Annotated in this window: 25 protein-coding genes; 7 read left to right on the top strand and 18 right to left on the bottom strand. The window is 69.0% G+C overall.

Annotation, left to right across the window (positions count from 1 at the left end):
• Positions 1–11: 11 nt before the first annotated feature.
• From ruvA to ruvC, 3 genes are all read right to left on the bottom strand, one after another.
• Positions 12–593: a Holliday junction branch migration protein RuvA gene (ruvA, locus tag J5T34_RS12080; protein ID WP_208579963.1), complete on the bottom strand. Its 582-nt coding sequence runs from the start codon at positions 591–593 to the stop codon at positions 12–14.
• A 103-nt stretch (positions 594–696) separates the two neighbouring features.
• Entirely contained in the window at positions 697–1893 is a 1197-nt protein-coding gene (locus J5T34_RS12075; protein WP_208579962.1) for a glycerophosphodiester phosphodiesterase, read from the bottom strand.
• An 87-nt stretch (positions 1894–1980) separates the two neighbouring features.
• Positions 1981–2526 (bottom strand): crossover junction endodeoxyribonuclease RuvC, encoded by a 546-nt coding sequence (ruvC, locus tag J5T34_RS12070; protein ID WP_208579961.1) that lies wholly within the window; start codon positions 2524–2526, stop codon positions 1981–1983.
• Positions 2527–2754: 228 nt separating this feature from the next.
• Here ruvC and J5T34_RS12065 point away from each other — a divergent pair, with 228 nt between their 5' ends.
• Complete coding sequence (locus J5T34_RS12065) at positions 2755–3033, top strand: type II toxin-antitoxin system RelE/ParE family toxin (protein WP_208579960.1); 279 nt, start codon at positions 2755–2757, stop codon at positions 3031–3033.
• Positions 3034–3061: 28 nt separating this feature from the next.
• Positions 3062–3343, top strand: coding sequence for a HigA family addiction module antitoxin (locus J5T34_RS12060; protein WP_347880648.1), 282 nt, complete (start codon positions 3062–3064; stop codon positions 3341–3343).
• 115 nt (positions 3344–3458) lie between these two features.
• On the opposite strand, the gene purH is transcribed toward J5T34_RS12060, so the two are convergent.
• From purH to J5T34_RS12010, 10 genes are all read right to left on the bottom strand, one after another.
• On the bottom strand, positions 3459–5033 hold the full coding sequence (gene purH, locus J5T34_RS12055; RefSeq protein ID WP_208579959.1) for a bifunctional phosphoribosylaminoimidazolecarboxamide formyltransferase/IMP cyclohydrolase: 1575 nt from the start codon (positions 5031–5033) through the stop codon (positions 3459–3461).
• 16 nt (positions 5034–5049) lie between these two features.
• Positions 5050–5283, bottom strand: a complete 234-nt coding sequence (locus J5T34_RS12050) for a Fis family transcriptional regulator (protein ID WP_006578759.1) — start codon at positions 5281–5283, stop codon at positions 5050–5052.
• The gene (dusB, locus tag J5T34_RS12045; protein WP_208579958.1) at positions 5280–6338 is read right to left on the bottom strand and encodes a tRNA dihydrouridine synthase DusB; all 1059 of its coding nucleotides are present in this window, start codon (positions 6336–6338) and stop codon (positions 5280–5282) included. Before dusB ends, J5T34_RS12050 begins: the two co-directional genes overlap by 4 nt.
• Positions 6339–6609: 271 nt before the next feature.
• Positions 6610–7917: a UbiH/UbiF/VisC/COQ6 family ubiquinone biosynthesis hydroxylase gene (locus tag J5T34_RS12040; protein ID WP_208579957.1), complete on the bottom strand. Its 1308-nt coding sequence runs from the start codon at positions 7915–7917 to the stop codon at positions 6610–6612.
• The gene (locus J5T34_RS12035; RefSeq protein ID WP_208579956.1) at positions 7898–8383 is read right to left on the bottom strand and encodes a hypothetical protein; all 486 of its coding nucleotides are present in this window, start codon (positions 8381–8383) and stop codon (positions 7898–7900) included. Before J5T34_RS12035 ends, J5T34_RS12040 begins: the two co-directional genes overlap by 20 nt.
• The gene (locus J5T34_RS12030) at positions 8383–9768 is read right to left on the bottom strand and encodes an aminopeptidase P N-terminal domain-containing protein (protein ID WP_208579955.1); all 1386 of its coding nucleotides are present in this window, start codon (positions 9766–9768) and stop codon (positions 8383–8385) included. Before J5T34_RS12030 ends, J5T34_RS12035 begins: the two co-directional genes overlap by 1 nt.
• Before the next feature lie 99 nt (positions 9769–9867).
• A complete protein-coding gene (gene murU / locus J5T34_RS12025) occupies positions 9868–10626 on the bottom strand; it encodes an N-acetylmuramate alpha-1-phosphate uridylyltransferase MurU (protein WP_208579954.1) in 759 nt (252 codons plus the stop codon).
• Positions 10623–10946 (bottom strand): AzlD domain-containing protein, encoded by a 324-nt coding sequence (locus tag J5T34_RS12020; protein ID WP_208579953.1) that lies wholly within the window; start codon positions 10944–10946, stop codon positions 10623–10625. The genes murU and J5T34_RS12020 overlap by 4 nt, the downstream gene beginning before the upstream one ends.
• Positions 10943–11674 (bottom strand): AzlC family ABC transporter permease, encoded by a 732-nt coding sequence (locus J5T34_RS12015; RefSeq protein ID WP_208579952.1) that lies wholly within the window; start codon positions 11672–11674, stop codon positions 10943–10945. Before J5T34_RS12015 ends, J5T34_RS12020 begins: the two co-directional genes overlap by 4 nt.
• Positions 11674–12708, bottom strand: coding sequence for an aminoglycoside phosphotransferase family protein (locus tag J5T34_RS12010; RefSeq protein WP_208579951.1), 1035 nt, complete (start codon positions 12706–12708; stop codon positions 11674–11676). The genes J5T34_RS12015 and J5T34_RS12010 overlap by 1 nt, the downstream gene beginning before the upstream one ends.
• A 157-nt stretch (positions 12709–12865) precedes the next feature.
• Between J5T34_RS12010 and J5T34_RS12005 the strand changes: the two genes are divergently transcribed.
• The 5 genes from J5T34_RS12005 (at position 12866) to J5T34_RS11985 (ending at position 19990) form a co-directional block, all read left to right on the top strand.
• Positions 12866–15289 carry an LPS-assembly protein LptD gene (locus J5T34_RS12005; protein ID WP_208579950.1) on the top strand — a complete coding sequence of 808 codons (2424 nt, stop codon included), beginning with the start codon at positions 12866–12868 and terminating at the stop codon, positions 15287–15289.
• Positions 15290–15298: 9 nt separating this feature from the next.
• Complete coding sequence (locus J5T34_RS12000) at positions 15299–16804, top strand: peptidylprolyl isomerase (RefSeq protein WP_208580169.1); 1506 nt, start codon at positions 15299–15301, stop codon at positions 16802–16804.
• A gap of 33 nt (positions 16805–16837) precedes the next feature.
• A complete protein-coding gene (gene pdxA, locus J5T34_RS11995) occupies positions 16838–17938 on the top strand; it encodes a 4-hydroxythreonine-4-phosphate dehydrogenase PdxA (RefSeq protein ID WP_208579949.1) in 1101 nt (366 codons plus the stop codon).
• 9 nt (positions 17939–17947) lie between these two features.
• Entirely contained in the window at positions 17948–18760 is an 813-nt protein-coding gene (rsmA, locus tag J5T34_RS11990; RefSeq protein WP_208579948.1) for a 16S rRNA (adenine(1518)-N(6)/adenine(1519)-N(6))-dimethyltransferase RsmA, read from the top strand.
• 120 nt (positions 18761–18880) lie between these two features.
• Positions 18881–19990 (top strand): ankyrin repeat domain-containing protein, encoded by a 1110-nt coding sequence (locus J5T34_RS11985; RefSeq protein WP_208579947.1) that lies wholly within the window; start codon positions 18881–18883, stop codon positions 19988–19990.
• Positions 19991–20008: 18 nt separating this feature from the next.
• Here J5T34_RS11985 and gloA read toward each other — a convergent pair whose 3' ends face one another.
• The 5 genes from gloA to glyS form a co-directional block, all read right to left on the bottom strand.
• Entirely contained in the window at positions 20009–20416 is a 408-nt protein-coding gene (gene gloA / locus J5T34_RS11980) for a lactoylglutathione lyase (RefSeq protein WP_208579946.1), read from the bottom strand.
• A gap of 105 nt (positions 20417–20521) precedes the next feature.
• Positions 20522–21403: a M48 family metallopeptidase gene (locus J5T34_RS11975; protein WP_208579945.1), complete on the bottom strand. Its 882-nt coding sequence runs from the start codon at positions 21401–21403 to the stop codon at positions 20522–20524.
• On the bottom strand, positions 21400–22152 hold the full coding sequence (locus J5T34_RS11970; RefSeq protein WP_174104426.1) for a lysophospholipid acyltransferase family protein: 753 nt from the start codon (positions 22150–22152) through the stop codon (positions 21400–21402). Before J5T34_RS11970 ends, J5T34_RS11975 begins: the two co-directional genes overlap by 4 nt.
• Positions 22149–22805, bottom strand: a complete 657-nt coding sequence (gene gmhB / locus J5T34_RS11965) for a D-glycero-beta-D-manno-heptose 1,7-bisphosphate 7-phosphatase (protein WP_208579944.1) — start codon at positions 22803–22805, stop codon at positions 22149–22151. The genes J5T34_RS11970 and gmhB overlap by 4 nt, the downstream gene beginning before the upstream one ends.
• Before the next feature lie 56 nt (positions 22806–22861).
• Entirely contained in the window at positions 22862–24985 is a 2124-nt protein-coding gene (gene glyS, locus J5T34_RS11960; RefSeq protein WP_208579943.1) for a glycine--tRNA ligase subunit beta, read from the bottom strand.
• Positions 24986–25016: the final 31 nt, after the last annotated feature.

Here is a 25016-nt window from a genome sequence, read left to right as displayed (position 1 = left end):
CGCCGTGCGCTTCAGGCCTTCGACAATGCCTTCAGCGCGAGCTTGATCCCTTCGGAGACACCAGTGCCGGCCGGCACCTGCTTGGTCGCGGCGGCGGCTTCCTTGTCCGAATAGCCCAGCGCCAGCAGCGCGTTCAGGATATCGGCGGCGCTGTCGTGGGCGGTCGCCGCACCGCCGACGTGGCCGAGTTCCGCGCCGAGCTTGCCCTTCAGTTCCAGCAGCAGCCGTTCGGCGGTCTTCTTGCCGATGCCCGGAATGCGGGTCAGCCGGCCCGCTTCCTGCAGCGTGATGGCCTGCGCCAGTTCGGCCACCGACATGCCCGACAGCACCGCCAGCGCCATGCGCGCGCCGATGCCGCTGATCTTGATCAGTTCGCGGAAGGTGTTGCGCTCCTCGGCACTGCCGAAGCCGTACAGCAGATGCGCATCTTCGCGGACGATCAGCTGCGTCAGCAGCGTGACCGGCTGGCCGACCGCGGGCAGGTTGTAGAAGGTGCTCATCGGCACGTCGACCTCATAGCCGACGCCATGGCAGTCGACTAGCAGATGCGGGGGATTCTTCTCGATGAGGGTGCCGGCGATGCGTCCGATCATGGTGGCTTGCGGGGATGGGTTGCCGGCGCGCGGTTCGGCGCGCAGGCATGGGTCAGTCAGGAAGGGCGCCAGTGTAGCGCAGCGCCCCTGAACGTCAGCGCGTCTACGGCGTGTCCACCGCGCGGCGGCCGAGCGCGGGATCGTCGGTGAAGAAGCCGTCCACGCCGGCGTCGATCAGCGCGCGCGCTTCGCGGATCATGCCGGCCGGATGCCGCGCCGCATCGCCGCCGGGCCCGCGCAGGCTCTTGGGCAGAAAGGCGTTCTCGGGGCGCAGCGTGTAGGGATGCACGACCAGGCCGGCCGCATGCGCGTCGCGCACCAGGGCGGTCGGCGTGCCGAGCGCGCCGGCGCTGTCGCGCGGCACCACGTGCGTGCGCTCGGGGCCGATGCCGTCGGCATAGGTGGCGACCTCGCGCAGCCCGAGCGGCGTGATCATGTCCGCGTAGCGGCGCGTATCGCCGGCCAGGCGCCAGTCGGCTGGCGCCTTCGTTGCATTGCCGATCAGCTGCACCAGCTTGACGTTGGGCATCGACTTGCCGAGCCGCTGGCGCAGCGCGCGCAGATTGGCGGTCTCGAACGATTGCAGATAGACCGGCGCGCGGCGCGTGTGGGCGTTGGCACGCAGCGCGTCGACGAGCTTCTCTTCGATCGGCAGGTTGATGCCGCGGAAATAGCTCGGATGCTTGGTCTCGATATAGAGGCCGATGGTCCTGCCGCTGCGGCGCGAGGCATTGGCGGCCAGCTCGATGATCTCGGCGAGCGTGGGGATCTCGAACTTGTCGTCGTACTGCGTATTGGCCGGCCGCAGCTTCGGAATGCGCTCGCGCGCCCGCAGCGTCTTGAGCTCCGCCAGCGTGAAGTCCTCGGTGAACCAGCCCTCCAGCCGCTCGCCGTCGATGACCTTGATGCGCTTGCGGTCGGCGAACTGCGGCAGCGTGGCGACGTTGGTGGTGCCGCCGATCTCGTTCTCGTGCCGGGCCACCAGCACGCCGTCGCGCGTGACGACCAGATCGGGCTCGATCAGATCGGCGCCGTCCTCGATCGCCTTGGTGTAAGCGGCCAGCGTATGTTCGGGCCGCAGCGCGCTGGCGCCGCGATGGCCGATCACCAGCGGCTTGGGCCCGGGCGCGGCCGGTTCGGCCTTTGCAGGCTCCTGGGCAGGCGCGGCGGGAGGCGGTGCGGTGACGCAGCCCGCCAGCAGCGCGGTCGCCGTGATGGCCAGCAAGGCGCCGCGGACCGCGGCGTCGGGCCGCAGGGCAAGGCGGGAGAATGGAATGGATCGCGGGACGGATCGGGACATGCGGCCTCCTCGGGCGAGTACGAGGCCGATTGTAAGTGAGGCAGGCGTCGCCCGGGCTCTCGGGCTTGGGGAGGGAGTCTGCTGCCGTTAACCGACCAGCCTGCCGCGCCGGACCCGTATGCCCTTGCGCGCCAGTTCCGGGGCAAGGCCGCTCAAGGTCGCGAGCGTGTCGCCGCCGTTCGCATGGCAGATCGCCACGCCGAGCGCGTCGGCCGCATCGGAACTGGGATGGCCCGGCAGCGCCAGCAGCCGCGCCACCATCTCCTGTACCTGCGCCTTGTTGGCGCGGCCATAGCCGACCACGGCCACCTTCAACTGCAGCGCGGTGTATTCGAACACCGGCAGGCCGTAGCCCACCAGCCCGCAGATCGCCGCGCCGCGGGCCTGCCCGAGCAGCAGCGTCGATTGCGGATTGACGTTGACGAAGACCTTCTCGATCGCCGCGCAATCGGGCGCATAGGTCCGCGTGACCTCGGCAATGCCGTCATACAGCGTCTTCAGACGCTCGGGCAGGCTGCCGTTGCCATCGCTCTTGATGGTGCCCGAGGCGATGTAGGCCAGCTTGTTGCCGTGCTTTTCGACCACGCCGAAGCCGGTGGTACGAAGGCCGGGGTCGATGCCGAGGATGCGCATTGGATCAATGAGTCAAGATTGGCCGCTAGTGTAAGCGCGTTCGTTACGGTCGTCGAATCCCGCAAATCGCGGGACGTAAAGCCAAAGCCAGTCGAGGTCTGGTGCTGGCAAGCTTCGCCCCTTGGCGGTTCGTGCAATCACGCATTTCCTCCATGCCGCCGACGGCCATCTCAGTCGCCACGGCCTGCTTGTCATCCGTATAGTCTCGCTATACACTGAGTCAATCCAATGATCCGAAGCTTCGCACACGCCGGTCTGAAGCGCTTCTTCGAGACCGGCTCCAAGGCCGGCATCCAGCCGCATCACGCGACCCGTCTGCAGTTGCAATTGGGTGTGCTGAACCAGGCGACGAGTCCACAGGACATGGCCGTACCGAGTTGGCGACTACACAAACTAACCGGCGATTTGTCCGATCATTGGTCGGTCACCGTCAGCGGCAATTGGCGGCTGACTTTCCGGTTCGACGGTTGCGACGTAATACTGGTGGACTACCAGGACTATCACTAGGCTATCGAGGGATCGAATCATGACGAGGATGCACAACCCCCCGCATCCGGGTACGGTGCTCGCCGAATGGCTGCGGGACCTGGATGCCATGACGCTGACGGATTTCGCGCGACATATCGGCGTCACGCGGGCGACGCTATCGCGCATCGTCAACGGGCATGCGGCCATCACCCCCGATATCGCGCTGCGCCTGGAAGATGCGTTGGGCACCAGCAGTGAGATGTGGATCGGTTTGCAGTCCGCCTACGATCTTTGGACGGCTTCACGCAAGCCGCGCAAGCGCATCCAACGGCTGGCGCGCGCGGCTTGAGGCGCCGTTAAGGCTTTCCCTCTCCCGCTTGCGGGAGAGGGGCAGGGGAGAGGGCAGCCGGCGCTGGTTCAACCGCAAGCGCCGGCCTTGGCCCTCAATGCGGTTCCATCCCGGCTCAATGCCGGAAATGCCGCGTGCCGGTCAGCACCATCGCGATATTGCGTTCGTCGGCCGCGGCGATGACTTCGTCGTCGCGCATCGAGCCGCCCGGCTGGATCACGCAGGTCGCGCCGGCGTCGACCACGACGTCCAGGCCGTCGCGGAACGGGAAGAACGCATCGGAGGCGACCGCGGAGCCCGCCAGCGTCAGGCCGGCGTTCTGCGCCTTGATGCTGGCGATGCGGGCCGAGTCGACGCGGCTCATCTGGCCGGCGCCGACGCCCAGCGTCATGCCGCCGCCGCAGAACACGATGGCGTTCGACTTGACGAACTTGGCGACGCGCCAGGCGAACATCAGATCGCTCATTTCCTTCGGCGTCGGATGGCGCTTGGTGACCACGCGCAGCTCGGACGGCTGCACGTTCTTGGCATCCGGGCTCTGCAGCAGCAGGCCGCCGCCGACGCGCTTCAGGTCATACTGGTTGACGCCCTTGCCCAGCGGGATTTCCAACAGCCGCACGTTCTGCTTGGCGGCGAACACCTCGCGCGCGGCCGCGCTGAACGACGGCGCGATCAGCACCTCGACGAACTGCCTGGCGACCGCCTGGGCGGCCGCGCCGTCGAGCTCGACGTTGAAGGCGATGATGCCGCCGAAGGCCGACGTCGAATCGGTCTTGAACGCCTTCTCGTAGGCTTCCAGCGCATTGGCGCCGATCGCCACGCCGCAGGGGTTGGCGTGCTTGATGATGACGCAGGCCGCGCCATCGCCGGCGCCGAAGGACTTGACGCATTCCCACGCCGCATCGGCGTCGGCGATGTTGTTGTACGACAGCTCCTTGCCCTGCAGCTGCACGTAGTTGGCCAGCGCGCCGTCGACCGCCTTCAGGTCGCGGTAGAACGCCGCCGACTGGTGCGGGTTCTCGCCGTAGCGCATCTCCTGCACCTTCTCGAAGGCCAGGTTCAGCGTCTGCGGGTAGGCGCTGCGGGCCTGGTGCGACTTGTCCGGGCCGAGGCTGGTCAGGTAGTTGGTGATGGCGCCGTCGTATTGCGCGGTATGCGCGAACACCTTGGTGGCCAGCCGGAAGTTGGTGTCGTAGCCGACCTGGTTGCCGTTGGCGCGCATCTCCTCGAGCACCCGCGCGTAGTCGGCCGGATCGACGATCACCGTCACGTCGCGATGGTTCTTCGCCGCCGAGCGCAGCATGGTCGGGCCGCCGATGTCGATGTTCTCGATCGCGTCGGGCAGCGTGCAGTCGTCCTTGGCAACGGTCTGCTGGAACGGATACAGGTTGACCACCAGCAGGTCGATGGTCGGGATGTCGTGCCTGGCGAGCGCGGCCATGTGCTCGGGCAGGTCACGGCGCGCCAGGATGCCGCCGTGCACCTTCGGGTGCAGCGTCTTGACGCGGCCGTCGAGCATCTCGGGGAAGCCGGTGTAGTCGGCCACTTCCGTGACCGGCAGGCCGGCGTCGGCGAGCAGTTTGGCGGTGCCGCCGGTGGACAGCAGCGTCACGCCGAGCGCATGCAGTTCGCGCGCGAAGTCGACGATGCCGGTCTTGTCGGAAACGGAGAGAAGGGCTTGCTTGATCATGGTGATGGAGGACGCTTCAAAGTAAACCGTGCTGCTGCAGCTTCTTGCGCAGCGTATTGCGATTGATGCCGAGATAGGCCGCGGCCAGCGACTGGTTGCGGTCGGCACGCGCCATCACCGTCTCCAGCAGCGGCCGTTCCACCGCCTCCAGCACCATGTTGTACATGTTCGACGGCTGCTCGCCGTCCAGATCGCGGAAGTAGGCGCTCAGGCTGTCCCGGATGCATTGGTCGATAACATTGCGGCTCATGCGGCAAGCAACTCCCTGTTGTTGTTGTTCGATGCGCCGGACTGTGCTTCGCCTTCGTCGACATACACCAGCCGGTCTGACAGCGCGGCCTGCTCGTCGAAGAAAGCGTTGACGGCGGCCAGCTGCGCCTCGGTGCTTTCCAGTGTGTTCATCCGGTGCCGGAACAGATTGGCACCCTTGAGCCCGCGCGTGTACCAGGCGATATGCTTGCGCGCGGTACGCACGCCGGTGAATTCGCCATAGAAGGCGTAGTGGTCTTGCAGATGGGCGTTCATGATCGCGCGGATCTCGGCCACTTCCGGCGGCGGCAGCAACTCGCCGGTGGCCAGGAAATGTTCGATCTCGCGGAACAGCCACGGGCGTCCCTGCGCGGCGCGGCCGATCATGATCGCATCGGCGCCGGTGACGGCCAGCACGTGGCGCGCCTTCTGCGGCATGGTGATGTCGCCGTTGGCGACCACCGGAATGCGGATCGCGTCCTTGACCGCAGCGATCGTCTCGTACTCGGCCTCGCCGTGATACAGGTCGGCACGCGTGCGGCCATGCACGGTCAGCATGCTGATGCCGGCGGCCTCGGCCATGCGCGCAACGCGCACCGCATTGCGGTTCTGCCGATCCCAGCCGGTGCGGATCTTCAGCGTGACCGGCACGCGGTCGCCCACCGCGCCGACCACCGCCTCGACGATGCGCACCACCAGCGGCTCGTTCTGCAGCAGCGCCGACCCGGCCGCGACATTGCATACCTTCTTGGCCGGGCAGCCCATATTGATATCGATGATCTGCGCGCCGCGGTCGACGTTGTAGCGCGCCGCCTCGGCCATCATGCCGGGCTCGGCGCCGGCGATCTGCACCGCGATCGGCTCGACCTCGCCGTCGTGGTTGGCGCGGCGCATGGTCTTTTCGCTCTTCCACAGCTGCGCGTTGGAGGCCACCATCTCCGAGACCGCATAGCCCGCGCCGAGCTTCTTGCACAGCTGGCGGAAGGGGCGGTCCGTGACGCCGGCCATCGGCGCGACGAACAGGTTGTTGCGAAGTGGGTGAGGTCCGATTTGCACGGCTAGGGTCCGGCGACGTCCAGAAAAGCTGGCCGTGACCGGGCGCCGATGGGCGGTGTCACGGATCGAATGGCGAAGGCATGCCCGGCCGAAGCGGCGTCGGCGGTGAAGCGGGGGGCATGTGCGAGGGCGGGATTTTACCGCTAAACCGGCCGGCTGCCCAATAAATAAGCAGGGCGGTTGTGCTGCGACGCGACATCGGCCCGGACCTGCGCGTTCCGGGCCGCAACGTCGGTCAACGTCGGCGCCAAGGGCTTCGAGCCTGCGCGGCTCAGCGCCGCATGCCGTAGATCATCTGATGCGCCAGCGCGTGCTTCAGCGGCGACAGGCAGGCCAGCGCCGCCAGCGAGGCGCCGCGTGCATGCGCTGCCAGCGGATAGGGGATGCCGAACACGCGCGGCAGCAGGTCGGTGACGCCGATGGTCACCGCGCGATCGAGCCGGTGACGCGCGCCGAACGCGGCCAGCGACTGCGGCGTGCAGGCGATGCGCAGCTCCTCGGCCAGCGCGAAGGCGTCGCGCAGCCCGAGATTGAGCCCCTGACCGGCGACCGGATGCAGGGTTTGGGCCGCGTTGCCGATCGCCACCAGCCGCCCCTTGACGGTCAGCTGCGCGGCATTCAGGCCCAGCGGGAAGGCGTGGCGCTTGCCGACGCGGGTAAAGCGTCCCATGCGCGGACCGAACACCTGGCCGAGTTCGGCCAGGAAGCGGGCGTCGTCCAGCGCCAGGCGCCGCGCGGCTTCCTCGGGGGAGCAGCACCAGACCAGCGCATAGCCGGAGCCCCCGTCGCCATGCGGATCGTCTTCCAGATCGTGCGGCAGCAGCGCCAGCGGGCCGTGCTCGGTGAAGCGTTCCCAGGCCCAGCCGGGCAGCGGATGGGTGCAGGCGACATGCGAGACGATCGCGGTCTGCCCGTAGTCCCGGCGGCGCGTGCCGGCGGCGCCGGCCGCGGCGGTGCGGGCCACCTGCTGGTGGAACAGGCCGCCCTCGGCCTGCACGGCCAGGCGCGCGCCGAAGCGCACCGGCTGGCCGTCGGGGCCGGCGCCGCGCAACTGCACCGGCGCGCCGGCCGCGGTCGCGAGTTCGGCACCGCGCGACGACTCGGGCTGGTCGATCGCGTCGATGCGCGTGTCGAACGCGCGTACCAGCCGCTGCTGGCCGCCCGCGCGCCCCAGCGCGTGTTCGAGCGCCGCGCACAGGTCGCCGTAGCGGACCACATAGCCCAGCGCCGGGATGCCGTAGTCGTCGTGATGCAGCTTGACGTGGCCGAAGCGCCCGCGCTGCGACACATGGATATGCTCGATCGGCGTCGCCGCGGCCGGCCACGCATCGAGCTGGGCCAGCAGATCGCGGCTGCCGTGCGACAGGGCGATCGCACGCGGATCGCGGGCGGCGCGCGCGGGCGTGGCGGCGTCGATCAGCGCGATGCGCCAGGGGCTGATCTGCAGCAGCCGGCAGGCCAGCGCGAGGCCCACCGGACCGCCGCCGACGATGGCGATATCGCAAACGTCGTCTTGACGGTCGTCAGGACCGTCGCCAGGACGATCCGCGACGGCCTGTTCAGGGCTGGGCTGGTTCATCGTTGGCACCTCCGGCATCGGCGGCGTTGGCACGGCCCTCGTCCTGGGCCTGGCCGCGCTGCCAGCACACCGCGTCCTCGCGCGTCCTGCCGTTGCGGGCATCGCGCAGCGCGTTGTCGAGCATGGCCTGATCGAAGCCCGGCAGCGCGCGCAGGCGGACCAGCAGCGCCTCGTGGTTGACCGCATCGACCGGCGTCACGCAGCCTTGCTGGCGGCCGTCCGGACGCTCCTCGCCGATCAGGATCAGCCAGGCCTTGCCGGTCCACGGCGCGCGCCGCGACACGCGCACGACCACGCGCTCCAGCGCCTGCCATTCAAGCTCTTCGCGCTGGCCGTCGGGGCGATGCACCACCAGGCGGTCGTCGAACAGATTGACGATGAACGGCTGTTCGGGCTCGGCCTGCGTCCGGGACGCCGTCGCGTTGTCATCGGCACCGCCGAACAGTTTCTTCAACCAGCTGACCATTACCCCTCACTCCGTTGGCGCATCAGCGCCTCGATCTCGTCGGCGTCGACCGGGACGCCACGGGTCATCAATTCGCACGGCCCGTCGGCCGTGACCACTGCATCGTCTTCGATGCGGATGCCGATATGCCAGTAGCGCTCCGGTATGTTCTCGGCCGGGCGCACATAGATGCCGGGCTCGATCGTCAGCACCATGCCGGCTTCGAGCGGACGCCACGGGCGCTCGCCCTCGGCCGGCGCCGGGCCCGGCACGCGGTACTCGCCGACGTCGTGCACATCCATGCCGAGCCAATGGCCGGTGCGATGCATATAGAAACGGCGGTAGCTGCCGCTGGCGATTACGTCGTCGACGCCGCCTTCCTTGTCGCGGTCCAGCAGCCCGGTATCGAGCATGCCCTGCGCCAGCACGCGCACCGCCGCATCGTGCGGCACGTTGTACGGCACGCCGACGCGGGTCTCGTCGATCGCCGCCTGCTGCGCGGCCAGCACCAGATCGTAGAGCTCGCGCTGCGCCGGCGAGAAGCGGCCGGACACAGGGAACGTGCGGGTGATATCGGACGCGTAGCCGTCGAGCTCGCAGCCCGCGTCGATCAGGCACAGATCGCCGTCGCGCAGCTCGGCGGGGCCGGCGCGATAGTGCAGCACGCAGGCATTGGGCCCGGCCGCGACGATCGAATTGTAGGCAACGCTCTGCGCGCCGTTGCGGCGGAATTCGTACAGCAGCTCGGCTTCCAGATGGTATTCGCGCAGCCCGGCGCGGCTGGCGCGCATCGCGCGCACATGGGCCTGCGCCGAGATCTGTGCGGCGCGGCGCATGATGTCGAGCTCGCCGGCGTCCTTGAACAGCCGCATCTCGTCGAGCAGCGTGCGGATATCGAGGGCGCTCGACGGCGCCACCACGCCGGCGCGGCCCTGCGTGCGCACGGCATCGAGCCAGCGCCGTACCTGCATGTCGATGCGGGTCGAGGCGGCCAGCGGATACGCGATCAGGTTCTGGTTGGCCAGCAGCGGCGGCAGCTGGGCGTCGATCTCCTCGATCGAATGGGCCTCGTCGAAGCCGAACACCTCGCGCGCCGCTTCGGGGCCGTAGCGAAAGCCGTCCCAGATCTCGCGCTCTTCGTGCTTGGGGCGGCAGAACAGGATGCTGCGGTCGCTGCCGCCAGCCGGCGCGGCGATCAGCACGAGCACCGACTCGGGCTCGGTGAAGCCGCTCAGATAGTAGAAGTAGCTGTCGTGCCGGTATGGGAAGTCGCTGTCGCGGTTGCGCATCGCTTCCGGTGCCGTGGGCAGGATCGCCACGCCGCCGCCGGCGGCGCGCAGGTGGTCGAGCACGCGGGCGCGGCGCGCGCGACAGGCCTGGAGAAGGGCGGAATCTGGTGCGGACATGAGGGGACCGACTCGCATCGGGCAGGCAGTGGGCAATGGCCCGATTCTAACGCCGCTCGTTGGTGGCGTCGCCAGCGGCGCCTTGCGCCCGGCGAGCGGCTAGCGCGACAGCGCGGCGTCCAGCGCGGCCAGCTGCGCGGGCGTGCCGACGTTCTCCCAGCGGCCCGCGAAGCGCTCGCCGGTGGCCAGGCCCGCGGCGATGGCGGCGCGGTAGAACGGCGTCATCGGCACCTTCTGTCCGGGCGCGATGCCGGCAAAGGTGCGCGTGTCGTACAGGCCGATATTGCCGAAGGTCAGGCGTGCGGCGCCGTCCGGCAGGGGCGCATCGCCCGGCAGCGACAGCTTGCCGTCGGCGCCGAGCGCAAAGTCGCCCTCGGGGTGGAACGGCGGATTGGGGACCATCACCAGATGCATGCGCGGCTCGGGCGAGCCTGCCATCGCGGCGGCGCGCGGCAACAGCGCGCGGAAGTCGTAGTCGCAATAGATGTCGCCGGACACCGCGATGAAGATCTCGCCGTTGTCATCGTCGCCGGCGCTGTCGCCAGTGCGATCGCGGCCGGCCCCTTCGCGCAGCCGCGGCAGCGCCTGCGCGATGCCGCCGGCGGTCTCCAGCGCTTCGCCTTCCGCCGAATAGGCCAGCCGCACGCCGAAGCGGCTGCCGTCGCCGAGCGCCGCCTCGATCTGCTCGCCCAGCCACGCGTGGTTGATGACGATGTCGGTCAGACCGGCGCGGGCCAGCGCCTCGATGGTCCACACGATCAGCGGTTTGCCTCCGACCTGCAGCAGCGGCTTCGGGCAGCCATCGGTCAGCGGGCGCATGCGCTCGCCGCGTCCGGCGGCGAAGATCATCGCTTTCAAATCAGGGTCTCCAGGACGAGCAGGGTGGCCATGCCGCCGGCGATGGTCCAGCCGACGCTGCGCGTGCGCGCGGCGATCGCGATGGCCACCACGCCGGCGATCAGCCGGGCATTGTCGAGGCCGACGGCCATCTGGCCGTCGCGCATCAGCAGGTCGGGCGCGATCAGCGCCGACAGCATCGCCGCCGGCACGAATTGCAGCGCGGTGCGAAACCAGGCCGGCAGGCGCACCTTGCCTTCGACGGCGATGAACGACAGACGGATCAGGTAGGTGGCCAGGCCTGCGGCCGCCATCACGCCGAGCAGCATCCACGGGCTCATGCGGTGCGCTCCTTGCCAGCATGGCCGCTCTTGCGCGGCAGCAGCAGCATGCCGACCGCGATGCCGCCCAGCGCGGCGACCATCAGGCCGAGCTTGTGCGGCACGCCGTAGCACAGCACCGCCAGCACGCTGGCGGTCACCGCCGCGGCGACGTGGCTGCGGTGCTTGAGCCCGGGCACGATGATGGCGATGAAGGTCAGCGGCAGGAAGAAGTCCAGCGGCCAGTGGCGCGGCACCTGCGCCCCGACCAGTACGCCGGCCAGCGTCGACAGTTGCCAGCTGCTCCACAGCGCGAAGCCGGCGCCGAAGAAGTACCAGTGCCGGTAGCGCCGTTGCGCCGGGTCGTCGCCGAGCCGCTGTGTCATCGCGGCAAACGCCTCGTCGGTCAGCAGATAGGCGATCAGCGCCTTCCAGCGGCGCGGCAGATGGGCGAGCGCGGGCGCGACGGTGGCCGAATAGAGGGCGTGGCGCAGATTGACCATCGCGACCGTGGTGGCCACGATCGCCGCCGGCGTGCCCGCTGCCCACAGCTGGGTCAGGATCATCTGCGAGGCGCCGCCGAAGACGATCGCGCTCATCGCGCAGGCAAGCCAGGCCGGCATGCCGGCGCCGACCGCCAGCACGCCGTAGATCAGGCCGAACGGCACCACGCCGAGCAGCATCGGCGCCAGCGCGCGCACGCCGGCCCACCATTCGCCGCGCCGGGTGGGGCTGCTGGCCGGAGCCATCAGAAGGTGTAGCCGACCGGGCGCTCGACGCCTTCGAGCGTATCGAACAGCCGCACCAGCTTGCGCAGCTCGCCGTAGCGGCCGGCGACCGCGCGCGCGTACTTGAGCACCAGCGGCAGGTTGGCCAGGTAGCCGTCCTTGCCGTCACGGTGGTAGAGGCGGGCGAAGATGCCGAGCACCTTCAGATGGCGCTGCAGACCCATCCATTCGAAGTCGCGATAGAACTCGCCGAAATCGCCGGCCACCGGCAGGCCCGCCTTGCGGGCGCGCTCCCAGTAGCGGATCAGCCAGTCCAGCTGCAGCTCCTCGTCCCATTCGATATAGGCGTCGCGCCACAGCGAGACCGCGTCGTAGGTGATCGGGCCGATCACCGCGTCCTGGAAGTCCAGGATGCCGGGATTGCCCTCGCCATCAAGCACCATCAGGTTGCGCGAATGGTAGTCGCGGTGCACGTAGACCTGCGGCTGGGCGAGGTTGTTGGCCAGCAGCGTTTCCATGACCTCGGTCAGGTCCGCCTGCTGGCCGGCATCGAGCTCCACGCCCAGATGGCGGGCCACGTACCACTGCGGGAACAGGTCCAGCTCGCGCTGCAGCAGCGCGCGGTCGTAGGCCGGCAGGGTGCCCGGGCGCGTCGCGGCCTGGATCCTGACCAGCGCCGCGGCGGCGTCGCCGTACAGCGTGCGCGCCGTGGTGATGTCCAGCTTCGACAGATAGGTGGTGTTGCCCAGGTCGGCCAGCAGCAGGAAGCCCTGCGACAGGTCCTGCGCCAGCACGGTCGGCACGGTGACGCCGGCCTCGCCGAACAGCGCGGCGACATGGATGAAGGGACGGCAGTCCTCGTGGGCGGGCGGCGCGTCCATCGCGATCACGGTCGGATGCGCCGGATTGTCGGTGCGCAGCCGGAAGTAGCGGCGGAAGCTGGCGTCGGCCGATGCCGGTGCGCAGGATTCGGGATCGATGGACCAATCCGGAGCGAGTCCGGACACCCACGCTTTGAGCTGGTCCTGGCGCGGGTCGAGGGGAAGTGCTGCCATGCCGGAAAGGGTCGATAAGTTGCCCCGTATAATACCCGACCAGACCCGGGCGCCGGGCGGCTCCCAGGTGGGCCGTCCTGTGCCTGGCAGCCTGTTTGGACGGTGGCTGCGGCGGTTCTGCGCAACCGTCCCGCCGTCCGACCGACGACCCGCTCGCATGACCGAACAACAACGATCACCGAATCACACCGCAATCCAGGCGCCGGGCCGCCAGCCCGCGCGCCGGCCAGCCCGGGCGCTGCGCCCGCTGGTGCTGGCCATGGCCGGCTGGTCGCTCGGCGCGCACGCGCAAGGCCAGGCGGTCGGCTCGGCGATTCCCGCGCTGCCGGCGGCGGAGCCGGCGGCCGAGGCACCGGACCCGCGCCAGCCGCCGCGCCCCGGCGAACTGATCCCCTATCTGTCGGAGCCGGCCACCTGGCGCAGCGCGCCGAGCGATCCCAGTGCGCCGACTTATGTGTCCGGCGACACCATGACCGGCTACAACGAGCGCGGCCTGGAACTGCAGGGCAATGCCGAGCTGCGCAGCGACGGCGCGGTGATCAAGGCCGACAGGCTGACCTACGACCAGGACAGCGACGAGGCGCTGGCAACCGGCAATGTCCGGCTCTCGCGCGAAGGCACGCTGGCGGTCGGCCCCGAGGCGAAGCTGCGCGTCGAAGCCAACGAAGGCTACATGCTGTCGCCGGATTACTACTTCCAGCAGACCGGCGGTTCGGGCACGGCCGAGCGCATCGACTTCCTGAACAAGAACCAGAGCACCATCCAGCGCGCCACCTACACCACCTGTTCGCCCGATAACGCGGACTGGTATTTCAGCGCGCGCCAGCTCGACCTGGACAGCGACCGCCAGGTGGGCACCGCGCACGGCGCCGTGCTGCGCTTCTTCGATGTGCCGATCCTGGCCGCGCCGGCGGTGACCTTCCCGCTGACCGACGAGCGCCGCAGCGGTTTCCTCGCGCCGCTGATGGCCTACAGCTCGCGTTCGGGCTTCGACCTGACGGTGCCGTACTACTTCAATATCGCGCCGAACCGCGACCTGACGCTGTATCCGCGCGTGATGAGCGAGCGCGGCGCGCAGCTCGGCGGCGACTTCCGCTATATCGGCAACGGCTATGCGGGCCGCATCCGCGGCGAGTTCCTGCCGAACGACCAGAAGACCAACTCGGATCGCTGGCTGTACTCGATCCAGCATAGCCAGAACCTGGCCAAGGGCCTGAACGCCTATGTGAACCTGAACCGGGTATCGGACGACCGCTATCCGGACGACCTGACGCGCACGGTCGCGCAGTCGACGCTGCGTCAGTACACGCAGGAGGGCGGGGTCACCTACAACTGGCAGGACTTCTCGCTGCTGGCGCGCGTGCAGACCTTCCAGACGCTGGCGCCGAGCCAGCCGACCTACGAGCGCGTGCCGCAGTTGAACGGCAAGTTCACGCGCTACAACTGGGGCGGCTTCGACGTGCAGGTCGAGGCCGACTACACGCGCTTTCGCATCCCGCTGACGACCACCGGCTTCCAGCAGCCGCAGGGCGAGCGCGTGTTCATCCAGCCGTCGATCAGCTATCCGATCGTGCGCCCGGGCTGGTTCGTGACGCCCAAGGTCATGTTCAACGCGGCGCAGTACCAGATGGAGCCGTCGACCAACACGCCGGGCGCCAACAACACGCTGACGCGCTCGGTGCCGACCTTCAGCATCGACGGCGGCATGACGTTCGAGCGCGACGCGCCGACCATCAGCCGGCTGTTCGGCACCAAGTACCTGCAGACGCTGGAACCGCGGCTGTTCTATGTCTACACGCCGTTCCGCGACCAGAGCGCGTTCCCGCTGTTCGACACGGTGCAGTCCGACTTCGGCTACGGGCAGATCTTCAGCGAGAACCCGTTCACCGGCTACGACCGCATCGCCGACAACAACAAGCTGACCGCGGGCGTGACCACCCGCCTGATCGAGTCCGAGACGGGCATCGAACGCTTCCGTGGTACGCTGGCGCAGCGTTTCGACTTCAGCGGCCAGCGCGTGCAGCTGACCGGCACGCTGGACGACGCCGAGAGCGGATATTCCGATCTGCTGGCCGCCACCACGATCCAGCTGTTCCGCGGCTACTACATCAATGCCGGGATGCAGTACAACCCGGAAAACGACCGGGTGATCCAGTCGAACATCGCGTTCGCGTGGCGGCCCGAGGCGCGCAAGCTGCTGAACGTCGGCTATCGCTACCGGCGGCCGACCACGGTCACCGACAACACCGCGATCGACCAGTTCGAGATCTCGGGCCAGTGGCCGATCACGCGGCGCACCTACGGCATCGGGCGCGTCGCCTACGACATGAGCGCCAACCAGCTGGTCGATACGCTGATGGGGCTCGAATACGCCGCCGACTGCTGGGTCGGCCGCATTGCCTATCAGCGTTTTCGCAATACCACGCAGGGCTACACCGGCCGGGTGTTTCTGCAGGTGGAGTTCCGCGGCCTGTCGAAGATCGGCTCCAATCCGCTGGATATCATGAGGTTGAACGTGCCTGGCTACGAGCCTGTCTCGGCCGCGCCGATCCCTCAGACCCAGTTCGACCATTACGAATGACGGACCATGATGAAGCGTCAAGCAGTCTCTGTATTTTCCGTTGCCGCGGCTTCGTCGCGGCGTTCGCGCGGCATCGTGCTGTCGGCATTGCTCGCCTGCGTGGCCGTCCCGGCGGCGGCGCAGCTGAAGGCGCCCGGTAACGCCGGTTCGGGGCAGCGCCCCAGCGGCATCTTCGTGCCGCAAGGTTCGCAGGCCACGCCGCCGACCGCGCCGGCCCAGCCGCGCCTGGGCTCGGGGCAGCGCACCGGTCGCTCGCAGCTGGTCGACGAAGTGGTGGCGATCGTGAACAACACCGTGATCACGCGGCGCGAGCTGCTCGACAGCGCCGACGAGATCGAGAACCAGCTGCGTGGGGCCGGCCGGCCGATTCCGCCGCGCGAGGAGCTGCTCGGCGAAGTGCTGGAACGGCTGGTGATGGAGCGCGTGCAGACCCAGGCCGCGCAGGACGCCGGCATCCGCGTGACCGATCAGGAAGTCGACCGCGCGATCGAATCGGTGGCGCAGCAGAACCGCATCAGCGTGGCCGATCTGCGGGCGCAGGTCGACCGCAGCGGCATGACGTGGGACAAGTACCGCAGCGAGCTGCGCAAGCAGGTGCAGGTGATCCGGCTGCGCGAGCGCGAGGTCGATTCCAAGGTCCAGGTGTTCGACGGCGAGATCGACAACTATCTGGCCGCGCGCGCGGCACGCAGCGGCGCCGCGCCGAGCGGCGAGCCGCAATACGACGTGGCCCAGATCTTCGTGCGCGTGCCGGAAGACGCCAGCGAGGCGCAGAAGGCGCAGCTGCGCGCCAAGGCCGAAGGGCTGCTGAAGCAGGCCCAGGGCGGCGCCGACTTCGCGCAACTGGCGCAGAACAATTCCGACGGCGCCGAGGGTGCCAAGGGCGGCTCACTGGGCTATCGCGAGATCGGCCGCCTGCCGGCGCAGTTCGCCAACGCGGTGCTCGATCTGCAGCCGGGCAAGGTGGTGCCCGAGGTCGTCGAGAGCCCGGCCGGTTTCCATGTGCTCAAGCTCGCCGGCAAGCGCACCGCGCCCGCGGGCGGCGACGTCGCGCCGAGCCGCATCACGCAGACCCAGGTCCGCCATGTCCTGATCCGCACCGGCCCCAACATGCCCGAGGCCGAGGCGCGCCGCCAGCTGTCGACGCTGCGCGATCGCATCCAGCACGGCACCAAGTTCGCCGATATCGCCAAGCGTTATTCGCAGGATGGATCGGCGCAGAACGGCGGCGAGCTCGGCTGGGTGTCGCCGGGCGAGCTGGTCCCCGAGTTCGAGCAGGCGATGAACCGGCTGCGCCCGGGTGAGGTCTCCGAGCCGGTCACCAGCCAGTTCGGCGTGCATCTGATTCAGGTCGAGAATCGCCGCGAGGTCGAGGTATCGCCGGAGAAGCAGCGCGACTTCGCCCGCGCCGAGGTGCGCGAGCAGAAGCTGCGCGCGGCCTACGAGGACTGGCTGCGCCAGCTGCGCGAGGCCGCCTATGTCGAATACCGGACCAACCGCGAGGCCACCCGCTAAGGCGCCCGCCAGGGGCACCGTTTCGCCGCCACGATGACCGCGCCGTCCGCCACATCCTCAGCCCGCCCTGTGCCATCGCCTTCGGCCTTGCCGCTGCGGCTGCCGATCGCGATCACGACCGGCGAGCCGGCCGGCATCGGTCCGGACATCACCATCCGCGCGGTGCTGGAGCTCGCCGGCGGGCAGGCGGGTCCGGGTTTTCATGTGCTGGGCGATGCGCGGCTGCTGGCCGAGCGCGCCGCCGCGCTCGGATTGGCGCAGGCGTGGCAGCGCAAGCTCGATGCGGGAGAGGCGGTGGTCGAGGACATCCCCCTGGCCGCGCGGTGCGCCCCCGGCGTGCTCGACGCGCGCAACGGCCGCTATGTGCTGGGCCTGCTCGACGCGGCGCTGGCCGGCCTGCTGCCCGAACCGGGGCAGGCCGCCCGCTATGCGGCGGTCGTCACCGCCCCGGTACAGAAAAGCACGATCAATGACGCCGGCGTGCCGTTCACCGGCCATACCGAATACCTGGCCGAACGGGCCGGCGTGTCGCGCGTGGTGATGATGCTGGCGGGCCCGCAGCCCGCGCACGCCAATGCGATGCTGCGGGTGGCGCTGGCCACCACCCACTTGCCGCTGCGCGCGGTGCCCGATGCGCTGAACGTGCCGATGCTGCTGGAGACGCTCACCATCGTCGACCGCGACCTGCGGCACCGCTTCGGCCTGGCCCAACCCCGCATCCTGGTGACCGGCCTGAACCCGCACGCGGGCGAGAGCGGGCACCTTGGCCGCGAGGAGATCGACATCATCGCGCCGGCGCTGGCGCAGGCGCGCAATGCGGGCATCGACGCGCGCGGTCCCTATCCGGCCGACACGCTGTTCCAGCCACGGCTGCTGCGCGATGCCGACTGCGTGCTGGCGATGTACCATGATCAGGGCCTGGCGCCGCTGAAATACGGCACCTTCGGCCATGGTGTCAACATCACGCTCGGCCTGCCGTTCATCCGCACCTCGGTCGACCACGGCACCGCGCTCGATCTGGCCGCCACCGGCCGCGCCGAACACGGCAGCATGATCGAGGCGATCCGCTGCGCGATCGGCATGGCCGGCCATGCCGAGGGACGCCTGCAGGGCGACCCGCCGGCCGGACACTGAAGAGACATCATGCGTTCCCATGTGCACCAGGGCCATACGGCCCGCAAGCGATTCGGTCAGAACTTCCTGGTCGACGACAGCATCATCCATGGCATCGTCAATGCCATCGACCCGCAGGCCGGCGACCTCGTCGTCGAGATCGGGCCGGGCCTGGGCGCGCTGACCGAGCCGCTGCTGGAGCGGCTCGATCATCTGCACGTGGTCGAACTGGACCGCGATCTGGTCGAACGGCTGCGGCGCCGCTACGGCGACCGCATGACGATCCACGCGGGCGATGCGCTTGCCTTCGATTTCGACGAACTGAAGCAGCCGGGGCGGCCGCTGCGCATCGTCGGCAATCTGCCGTACAACATCTCCAGCCCGCTGCTGTTCCATCTGATGGAGTTCGCCGACCACGTGCGCGACCAGCATTTCATGCTGCAGAAGGAAGTGGTCGAGCGGATGGTGGCCGAGCCGGGCAGCAAGGCGTTCGGGCGGCTGTCGATCATGCTGCAGGTGCGCTACCACATGGAGTACGTGCTGGACGTGCCGCCCGCATCGTTCAATCCGCCGCCGAAGGTCGATTCCGCCGTGGTCCGCATGATTCCCTGGCCGCGCCAGGAAGACGGCCGGCTGCGCTCGCCGTACGCCGCCTGCGACATGACGGTGCTGGGCGATCTGGTTACCGCCGCGTTTTCGCAGCGCCGCAAGGTGCTGCGCAATACGCTGTCGATGCTGCGGGATCACGTCGACTTCGATGCGATCGGCTTCGATCTGGGGCGCCGTGCCGAAGAGGTGCCGGTGGCCGAATACGTCGAGCTGGCCAATCGCATCGGCGCCTGAACTGCCGCCTGCGAAAGAATCCCAACCGAATGCTAAAGCGCGCCTTCCGGCGCGGATGAGAATCGCGCCGCGACCGGCCGAGGCCGCGTCGCGACCTCTCAACCGTCAAGGAGCGCAAGCATGCATGCACGCCGTACCACACTCCCTGCACCGCTGTTCCAGCCCGGCCCCGTGCCGGACACCGTCTACGGCACCGCGGGCGCGGATGGCACCTCCGGCATCGAGGCTGGCCGAGAGCTGAAGCTGGCGCTGTGTCGCCACGACGGCCAGGCGGTGCACGCCTTGCTTCGGCGCGACCCCACCGCGGTGCGCTGGCGCGACGAGCGCGGCAACACGCCGTTGCACGCGGCGATCCTGTCGCGCTGCGAGCCGCAACTGATCGACATGCTGCTCGCCCACCGCGCCGATCCCGCCATCGCCAACGACGACGGCGATACCTGCATGCATCTGGCCCTGTCGATGCGCCCGACCATGCCGGCCGTGGTGCAGTCGCTGCTCGACCACGGGCGCTGGTTCGGCAACGGCATCGGCATCGGCGCCCTGGGCAAGCCCAATCGGCAAGGCAGGACCGCGCTGGAGTTGGCCAGGGATGTGCGGGGCACACCGGCGCCCGGGCATGCGGCAATCCTGCCGACGCTCGAAGCGGCTCTGGTCGACTGGATGGACGGATTCCGCAGTAGCCTGCTGGCCGCCATCGATGCCGACGATGCGGCCGCGGCGCGGCATCTGGTTACCACCGGCGGCTGGAGCCTCGACATGCCGCTGGCGAGCGACATGGATCTGCTGCAGATGGCCTTGCACTACAACGCGCCGCGCGTGGCCTGCAACATCATCGACCTGGCCGCGGCGGTCGACAATCGCATCGTGCTCGAACGGCCGGATGCCGTGCTTGGCCTCACGCCGTTGATGACCACCGTTTCGCTCCGGGCGGGCGCGCCGTTTGCGCGCTTGCTGCTGCACCGCGTCCCGCTGGATGTACCGGGGCCGCTCGGCGTGACGGCGCTGCATCTGGCCGTTGGGACAGGTCAGCTGGCGTTCGTGCAGCAGTTGCTGGCCGCCGGTGCCTACCCCGATGTAGCTGACGAATTCGGCACCACGCCGATGATGATGGCAGCGGTGGCGCACCGGCCGGACATCGTCAGGGCGCTGTGCGATGCCGGCGCCTTCGATCCGCTCCGGGGCCATGTCCGCCGGCCGGCGAGGCGCGAGAGCGGTTGCACGATCCTTTGAGGACGCCGGCGGGCACCGTTACGGCCGGCTGGCGTCGCGCGTGGAGTTGCGCTCGATCAGCTCGATCTTGTAGCCGTCCGGGTCTTCGACGAAGGCGATCACCGTGGTGCCGCCCTTCACGGGGCCGGCCTCGCGCGTGACCTTGCCGCCGGCGGCGCGGATGCGCTCGCAGGCGGCCGCCGCGTCGTCGGTCTCCAGTGCGATATGGCCGTAGGCGGTGCCCATGTCGTACTTGTCGACGCCGTAGTTGTAGGTCAGTTCGAGCACGGCGGTTTCGCTCTCGGGGCCGTAGCCGACGAAGGCGAGCCTGTACTTGTACTCGGGGTTGTCGCTCTCGCGCAGCAGCTGCATGCCAAGCACGCGGGTATAGAAGTCGATCGAGCGTTGCAGGTCGCCGACACGGAGCATGGTGTGGAGAAGTCGCATGAGTTCAAACCTTTGTGGAGCGTTTTTAAGCGAGGGGGTAGTGTAGTCCGATTTGGCGACCGGCATCGCCACGGACGCCGGCTGCGCGGCGTTCCGATCCCGTCGTCAATACACCGGCAGCGCCTCGGGCGGATGGCTGCGCAACTGTGCGCGGGCGTCGCGAAATTCGGGGAAGATCGACGCCACGGTGTCCCAGAAGCGCGGGCTGTGGTTCATCTCTTTCAGATGGGCGAGCTCGTGCGCGGCCACATAGTCGATCACCGACAGCGGGAAATGCATCAGCCGCCAGCTCAGCCGGATCTTGCCGTCCGAGGTGCAGCTGCCCCAGCGGGTATTGGCCGAACTCAGCGCGAACGCGCGATGGCGCACGCCGAGCTTTTCCGCGTAGATGTCCAGCCGCTCGGCCAGCAGGCGCCTGGCCTGTTGCTGCAGCCAGGCCTGCACGCGGTCCTTGATCTGCTGCTCGTCGGCCTGTTCGGACAGCGCCAGATGCAATACGCGCGCCTCGGCGTCGAACAGCAGCGTGCCGGTCGGCGAGTCCAGCCGCAGCGTGATCGGCTTGCCCAGAAAGGGCAGCGTCGCGCCGTCGCGCCACTGCACCGCGGGCAGCACGCGCTGCGCATCGCGCTGCTGCCATTCGGCCAGCTTGCCGAAGATCCAGCGCTGCTTCTCGGCGATGGCCGCCTCGATGTCGGCGATGGTGACCCAGCGCGGCGCAGTGATCGACAGCCCGCGGTCGTCGATGACGAAGCCGATGGTGCGCCGGGACGAACGCTTCAGCGTGTAGTGGAGCGCTCGCTCGCCCAGCCTCAGCAGCCTGGCGTTGGGCGGGGGCGCCGGCCAGGGCGCCGTGGCCGGACCGGCCGACGTGGTGCCATCCAGCGCACTGGCAGCCGGCTTCGCGCCGGCGGTGCCGGCGCCGGAGTCCATCAACGGCAATTCCATCTGGCCGTCTGCGGGTTCCGGGGCGCGGCGGGCCGGCTTCATGCAGGCTGTCCTCGCAGATAGCTCTCCGGATCGATGCGGCGCATGTCGCGCTCGATCCATTGCTCGACCTCCTGGTTCAGCATGTCGGCGGTCTTGTGAGCCGACGACAGCGGGGGGCCGATCGAGATCGTGATGGTGCCGGGATACTTCAGGAAGGAGTTGCGCGGCCACAGGCGGCCCGAGTTGATCGCGATCGGAATCACCGAGGCGCCGGTCTCGACCGCCAGGCGTGCACCGCCGCTCTTGTAGCGCGGGTTCTCCATGCCGGCCGGCGTGCGCGTGCCTTCGGGGAACATGATGATCCAGGCGCCCTCGGCGAGCCGCTCGCGGCCCTGACGAACGGCCGAGGCGAACGCGCGCGAACCGTCCTTGCGGTTGATATGGACCATCTTCAGCATGCCGAGCGCCCAGCCGAAGAACGGCACGAACAGCAGCTCGCGCTTGAAGACGAAGCACAGCGGCTTGGGCATGGTCGCCACCAGCGCCACGGTTTCCCACGCGGACTGATGCTTGGACAGCAGCACCACCGGCTTGTCGATCATGGCCTGCAGATGTTCGCCGCCTTCGATGCGGTAGCGGATGCCGCAGATCAGCCAGGCGGCGCCGATCACCAGCTTCGGCCAGCCGCGCACGAAGCGATAGCGCCGGTTGGCGCTCATGAACGGGAAGGCCAGGAAGCAGGCGCAGGCATAAGGAGGCGTCAGCACCAGCAGGTACAACGCGAACAGCAGGGAGCGGAGAAAGATCATCGGGGGTTCGTCGGATCAACCGGTGACGGAGCGGGGGCGGAGGCGAAAGCGGAGGCGGCAGCGCCGGCGTGCGATGCCGCCGCGGCGCCATGCCGCGCGCCTTCGCCTTCCAGCAGCCAGCGCGAGAAGGCGCGCAGGTCGTCGTGCACCAGCGTGCCGGGCGGCAGGCCGCCCTTGGCCAGCGTGGCTTCGCCCTTGCCGGTGCGCACCAGATGCGGCGTGCAGCCGAAGGCGACGCCGGCCTGCAGGTCGCGCAGCGAATCGCCGACGATCGGCACGCCGCGCAGTTCGATGCCGAAGCGTTGCGCGGCCTGCTGGATCAGGCCGGGTTTGGGCTTGCGGCATTCGCATTCGTCGGCCGCGGTGTGCGGGCAGAAGAAGATCGCCTCGACGCGGCCGCCGAGGCGGGCCAGCGCCTTGTACATCTTCTCGTGCATCGCATTGAGTGCGCTCATTTCGAACAGCCCGCGGCCGATGCCGGACTGGTTGCTGGCGACCACGACGCGATAGCCGGCCTCGTTCAGCGCGGCGATCGCCTCCAGGCTGCCGGGGATCGGAATCCATTCGTCCGGCGTCTTGATGAACTGGTCGCTGTCGAGGTTGATGACCCCATCGCGGTCCAGGATCACGAATTTGGGCGGTGTCTGCGGCATGGCGGCGCTTCGGTAACGAGTACGGTCGGTGCGGCTGGCGAAGTGCGGTGCGCGGGTCAAGCGGCCAGCTTCGAAATGTCGGCAACGCGGTTGGCCAGCGCATGCAGCGAGGCCAGCAGGGCCAGGCGGTTGGCGCGCAGCCGCGCATCCTCGGCCATCACCATCACGCCGTCGAAGAAGCGGTCGACCGCGTCGCGCAGCCGGGCCAGGTCGCGCAGCGCCGCGGTGAAGTCGCCGCGCGCGAAGGCCGCCTCGACGGCGGGCCGCACGCTGTCGATGGCGGCATGCAGCGCGCCTTCGGCCTCTTCCTGGAACAGCGCGGGCTCGACCTCGCCGATGGCTTCCGTCGTCTTGCGCAGGATATTGGTGATCCGCTTGTTGGCCGCGGCGAGCGCCGCCGCCTCGGGCAGCGCGGCGAAGGTGCGCACCGCTTCCATGCGGCCGAGAATGTCGTCGAGGCGCTGCGGGCGCAGGCTGACCACCGCCTCGACCTCGTTGGTGGTGTAGCCCTTGTCCTTCAGGTAGCCGCGCACGCGGTCGTACAGGAAATCGGTGATGTCCTCGCGCGCGGGCTTGACCGCCGGCACGCCGGCGAAGGTCTGCTCGGTCAGCGCCAGCAGCGCGTCGATGCCCAGCGGCAGCGGCGTTTCGATCAGCATGCGCAGAATGCCCAGCGCGTGGCGGCGCAGCGCGAACGGGTCCTTCTCGCCGGTCGGCTGCAGGCCGATGCCCCAGATACCGACCAGCGTCTCCAGCTTGTCGGCCAGCGCGACGGCGATGCTGACCGAATTGGACGGCAGCGCATCGCCGGCAAAGCGCGGACGGTAGTGTTCGGAGCAGGCCAGCGCGACCTCTTCGGCCTCGTCGTCGTGGCGGGCGTAGTACGTGCCCATCGTGCCCTGCAGTTCGGGGAACTCGCCGACCATATCGGTCAGCAAGTCGGCCTTGGCCAGTTCGGCGCCGCGCATCGCGGCCGCCTTGTCGACCGGCACGCCGGCCGCGGCCATCGCATCGGCGATATGGCCGGCGATCTGCTGCAGCCGCTGCACGCGGTCCAATTGGGTGCCGATCTTGTTGTGATAGACCACGTTGGCCAGCTGCGGCACGCGCGAGGCCAGCGTCTTCTTGCGGTCCTGGTCGAAGAAGAACTTGGCGTCGGCCAGGCGCGGACGCACCACGCGCTCGTTGCCGCCGATGATCGACTGCGGCGTGTCGGTGGCCAGGTTCGACACGATCAGGAAGCGGTTGCGCAGCTGCCCGTTGGCGTCGGTCAGCGCGAAGTACTTCTGGTTGGTCTGCATCGTCAGGATCAGGCATTCCTGCGGCACGGCGAGGAAGGCCTCCTCGAAATGGCAGGCGTAGACCACCGGCCATTCGACCAGCGCGTTGACCTCGTCGAGCAGCGCGTCGGGCATGATCACGCGATCTTCGCCGGCGGCGGCCAGCAGCTCGTCACGGATGCGCTCGCGCCGCTGCGCGTAGCTGGCCAGCACCTTGCCCTGGTCCTCGAGCAGCCCGGCGTAGCGCTCGGCGTGCGGGATCTCGATCTCGCCTGCGGACAGGAAGCGGTGGCCCAGCGTGCGGTTGCCCGCGGCCAGTCCGAGCACCGAGACGGGGACGACCTTGTCGCCATGCAGCGCGATCAGCCGGTGGGCCGGGCGCACGAAGTTGACCGTGCTGCCGTCCGGACGCTGGTAGCTCATCACCTTCGGAATCGGCAGCTTGCCGATGGTCTCGTCCAGCGCGGCCTGCAGGCCGTCGGCCAGTACCGCGCCGCGCGCGGTGTAGCGGTAGAACAGCGCCTCGGCCTTGCCGTCGGAGGCGCGCTCCAGCGTCTGCCAGTCGATCGCCTCGGCACCGACCGATTTGGCCAGCGCGGCCAGCTTCTTGGCCAGCGGCGCGGTCGGCTCGCCGGCGGCGTCCAGCGCCACCGACACCGGCAGCACCTTTTCACGCTGCTCGCGGTCCGGCGCACTGGCGCGCACGCCGCTGATCAGCGCGGCCAGCCGGCGCGGCGTGGCATACGGCGTTACCGTGCTGCCGTCGTCGAGCAGGCCGCGTTCGGCCAGGCCGGCAAACAGGCCCTGGGCGAAGGCCTCGCCCAGGCGTGCCAGCGCCTTCGGCGGCAGCTCTTCGGTGAACAGTTCGATCAGCAGCGAATCGGTCAGGGGTTGCGACATGAATCGGTTCCAACGGTTTGTGGCGCACGCC

It is taken from the genome of Cupriavidus gilardii (genome assembly GCF_017598945.1).
GTDB lineage: Bacteria > Pseudomonadota > Gammaproteobacteria > Burkholderiales > Burkholderiaceae > Cupriavidus > Cupriavidus gilardii_E.
The sequence above is the reverse complement of the archived record's forward strand: the minus strand, read 5'-3'. Positions and strand labels throughout refer to the sequence as shown.

Excerpts from the sequence above, each read along its gene's own strand:
- J5T34_RS12000 (WP_208580169.1), top strand. The coding sequence starts at position 15,299 with ATGAAGCGTCAAGCAGTCTCTGTATTTTCCGTTGCCGCGGCTTCGTCG.
- J5T34_RS12015 (WP_208579952.1), bottom strand. The coding sequence starts at position 11,674 with ATGGCTCCGGCCAGCAGCCCCACCCGGCGCGGCGAATGGTGGGCCGGC.
- purH (WP_208579959.1), bottom strand. The coding sequence starts at position 5,033 with ATGATCAAGCAAGCCCTTCTCTCCGTTTCCGACAAGACCGGCATCGTC.
- rsmA (WP_208579948.1), top strand. The coding sequence starts at position 17,948 with ATGCGTTCCCATGTGCACCAGGGCCATACGGCCCGCAAGCGATTCGGT.
- J5T34_RS12005 (WP_208579950.1), top strand. The coding sequence starts at position 12,866 with ATGACCGAACAACAACGATCACCGAATCACACCGCAATCCAGGCGCCG.
- pdxA (WP_208579949.1), top strand. The coding sequence starts at position 16,838 with ATGACCGCGCCGTCCGCCACATCCTCAGCCCGCCCTGTGCCATCGCCT.
- J5T34_RS12010 (WP_208579951.1), bottom strand. The coding sequence starts at position 12,708 with ATGGCAGCACTTCCCCTCGACCCGCGCCAGGACCAGCTCAAAGCGTGG.
- J5T34_RS12050 (WP_006578759.1), bottom strand. The coding sequence starts at position 5,283 with ATGAGCCGCAATGTTATCGACCAATGCATCCGGGACAGCCTGAGCGCC.
- glyS (WP_208579943.1), bottom strand. The coding sequence starts at position 24,985 with ATGTCGCAACCCCTGACCGATTCGCTGCTGATCGAACTGTTCACCGAA.
- ruvC (WP_208579961.1), bottom strand. The coding sequence starts at position 2,526 with ATGCGCATCCTCGGCATCGACCCCGGCCTTCGTACCACCGGCTTCGGC.
- J5T34_RS12060 (WP_347880648.1), top strand. The coding sequence starts at position 3,062 with ATGCACAACCCCCCGCATCCGGGTACGGTGCTCGCCGAATGGCTGCGG.
- gmhB (WP_208579944.1), bottom strand. The coding sequence starts at position 22,805 with ATGCCGCAGACACCGCCCAAATTCGTGATCCTGGACCGCGATGGGGTC.
- J5T34_RS11975 (WP_208579945.1), bottom strand. The coding sequence starts at position 21,403 with ATGAAGCCGGCCCGCCGCGCCCCGGAACCCGCAGACGGCCAGATGGAA.
- J5T34_RS12030 (WP_208579955.1), bottom strand. The coding sequence starts at position 9,768 with ATGTCCGCACCAGATTCCGCCCTTCTCCAGGCCTGTCGCGCGCGCCGC.
- J5T34_RS12040 (WP_208579957.1), bottom strand. The coding sequence starts at position 7,917 with ATGAACCAGCCCAGCCCTGAACAGGCCGTCGCGGATCGTCCTGGCGAC.
- J5T34_RS12035 (WP_208579956.1), bottom strand. The coding sequence starts at position 8,383 with ATGGTCAGCTGGTTGAAGAAACTGTTCGGCGGTGCCGATGACAACGCG.
- J5T34_RS12020 (WP_208579953.1), bottom strand. The coding sequence starts at position 10,946 with ATGAGCCCGTGGATGCTGCTCGGCGTGATGGCGGCCGCAGGCCTGGCC.
- J5T34_RS12075 (WP_208579962.1), bottom strand. The coding sequence starts at position 1,893 with ATGTCCCGATCCGTCCCGCGATCCATTCCATTCTCCCGCCTTGCCCTG.
- J5T34_RS11970 (WP_174104426.1), bottom strand. The coding sequence starts at position 22,152 with ATGATCTTTCTCCGCTCCCTGCTGTTCGCGTTGTACCTGCTGGTGCTG.
- J5T34_RS12065 (WP_208579960.1), top strand. The coding sequence starts at position 2,755 with ATGATCCGAAGCTTCGCACACGCCGGTCTGAAGCGCTTCTTCGAGACC.
- gloA (WP_208579946.1), bottom strand. The coding sequence starts at position 20,416 with ATGCGACTTCTCCACACCATGCTCCGTGTCGGCGACCTGCAACGCTCG.
- ruvA (WP_208579963.1), bottom strand. The coding sequence starts at position 593 with ATGATCGGACGCATCGCCGGCACCCTCATCGAGAAGAATCCCCCGCAT.
- J5T34_RS11985 (WP_208579947.1), top strand. The coding sequence starts at position 18,881 with ATGCATGCACGCCGTACCACACTCCCTGCACCGCTGTTCCAGCCCGGC.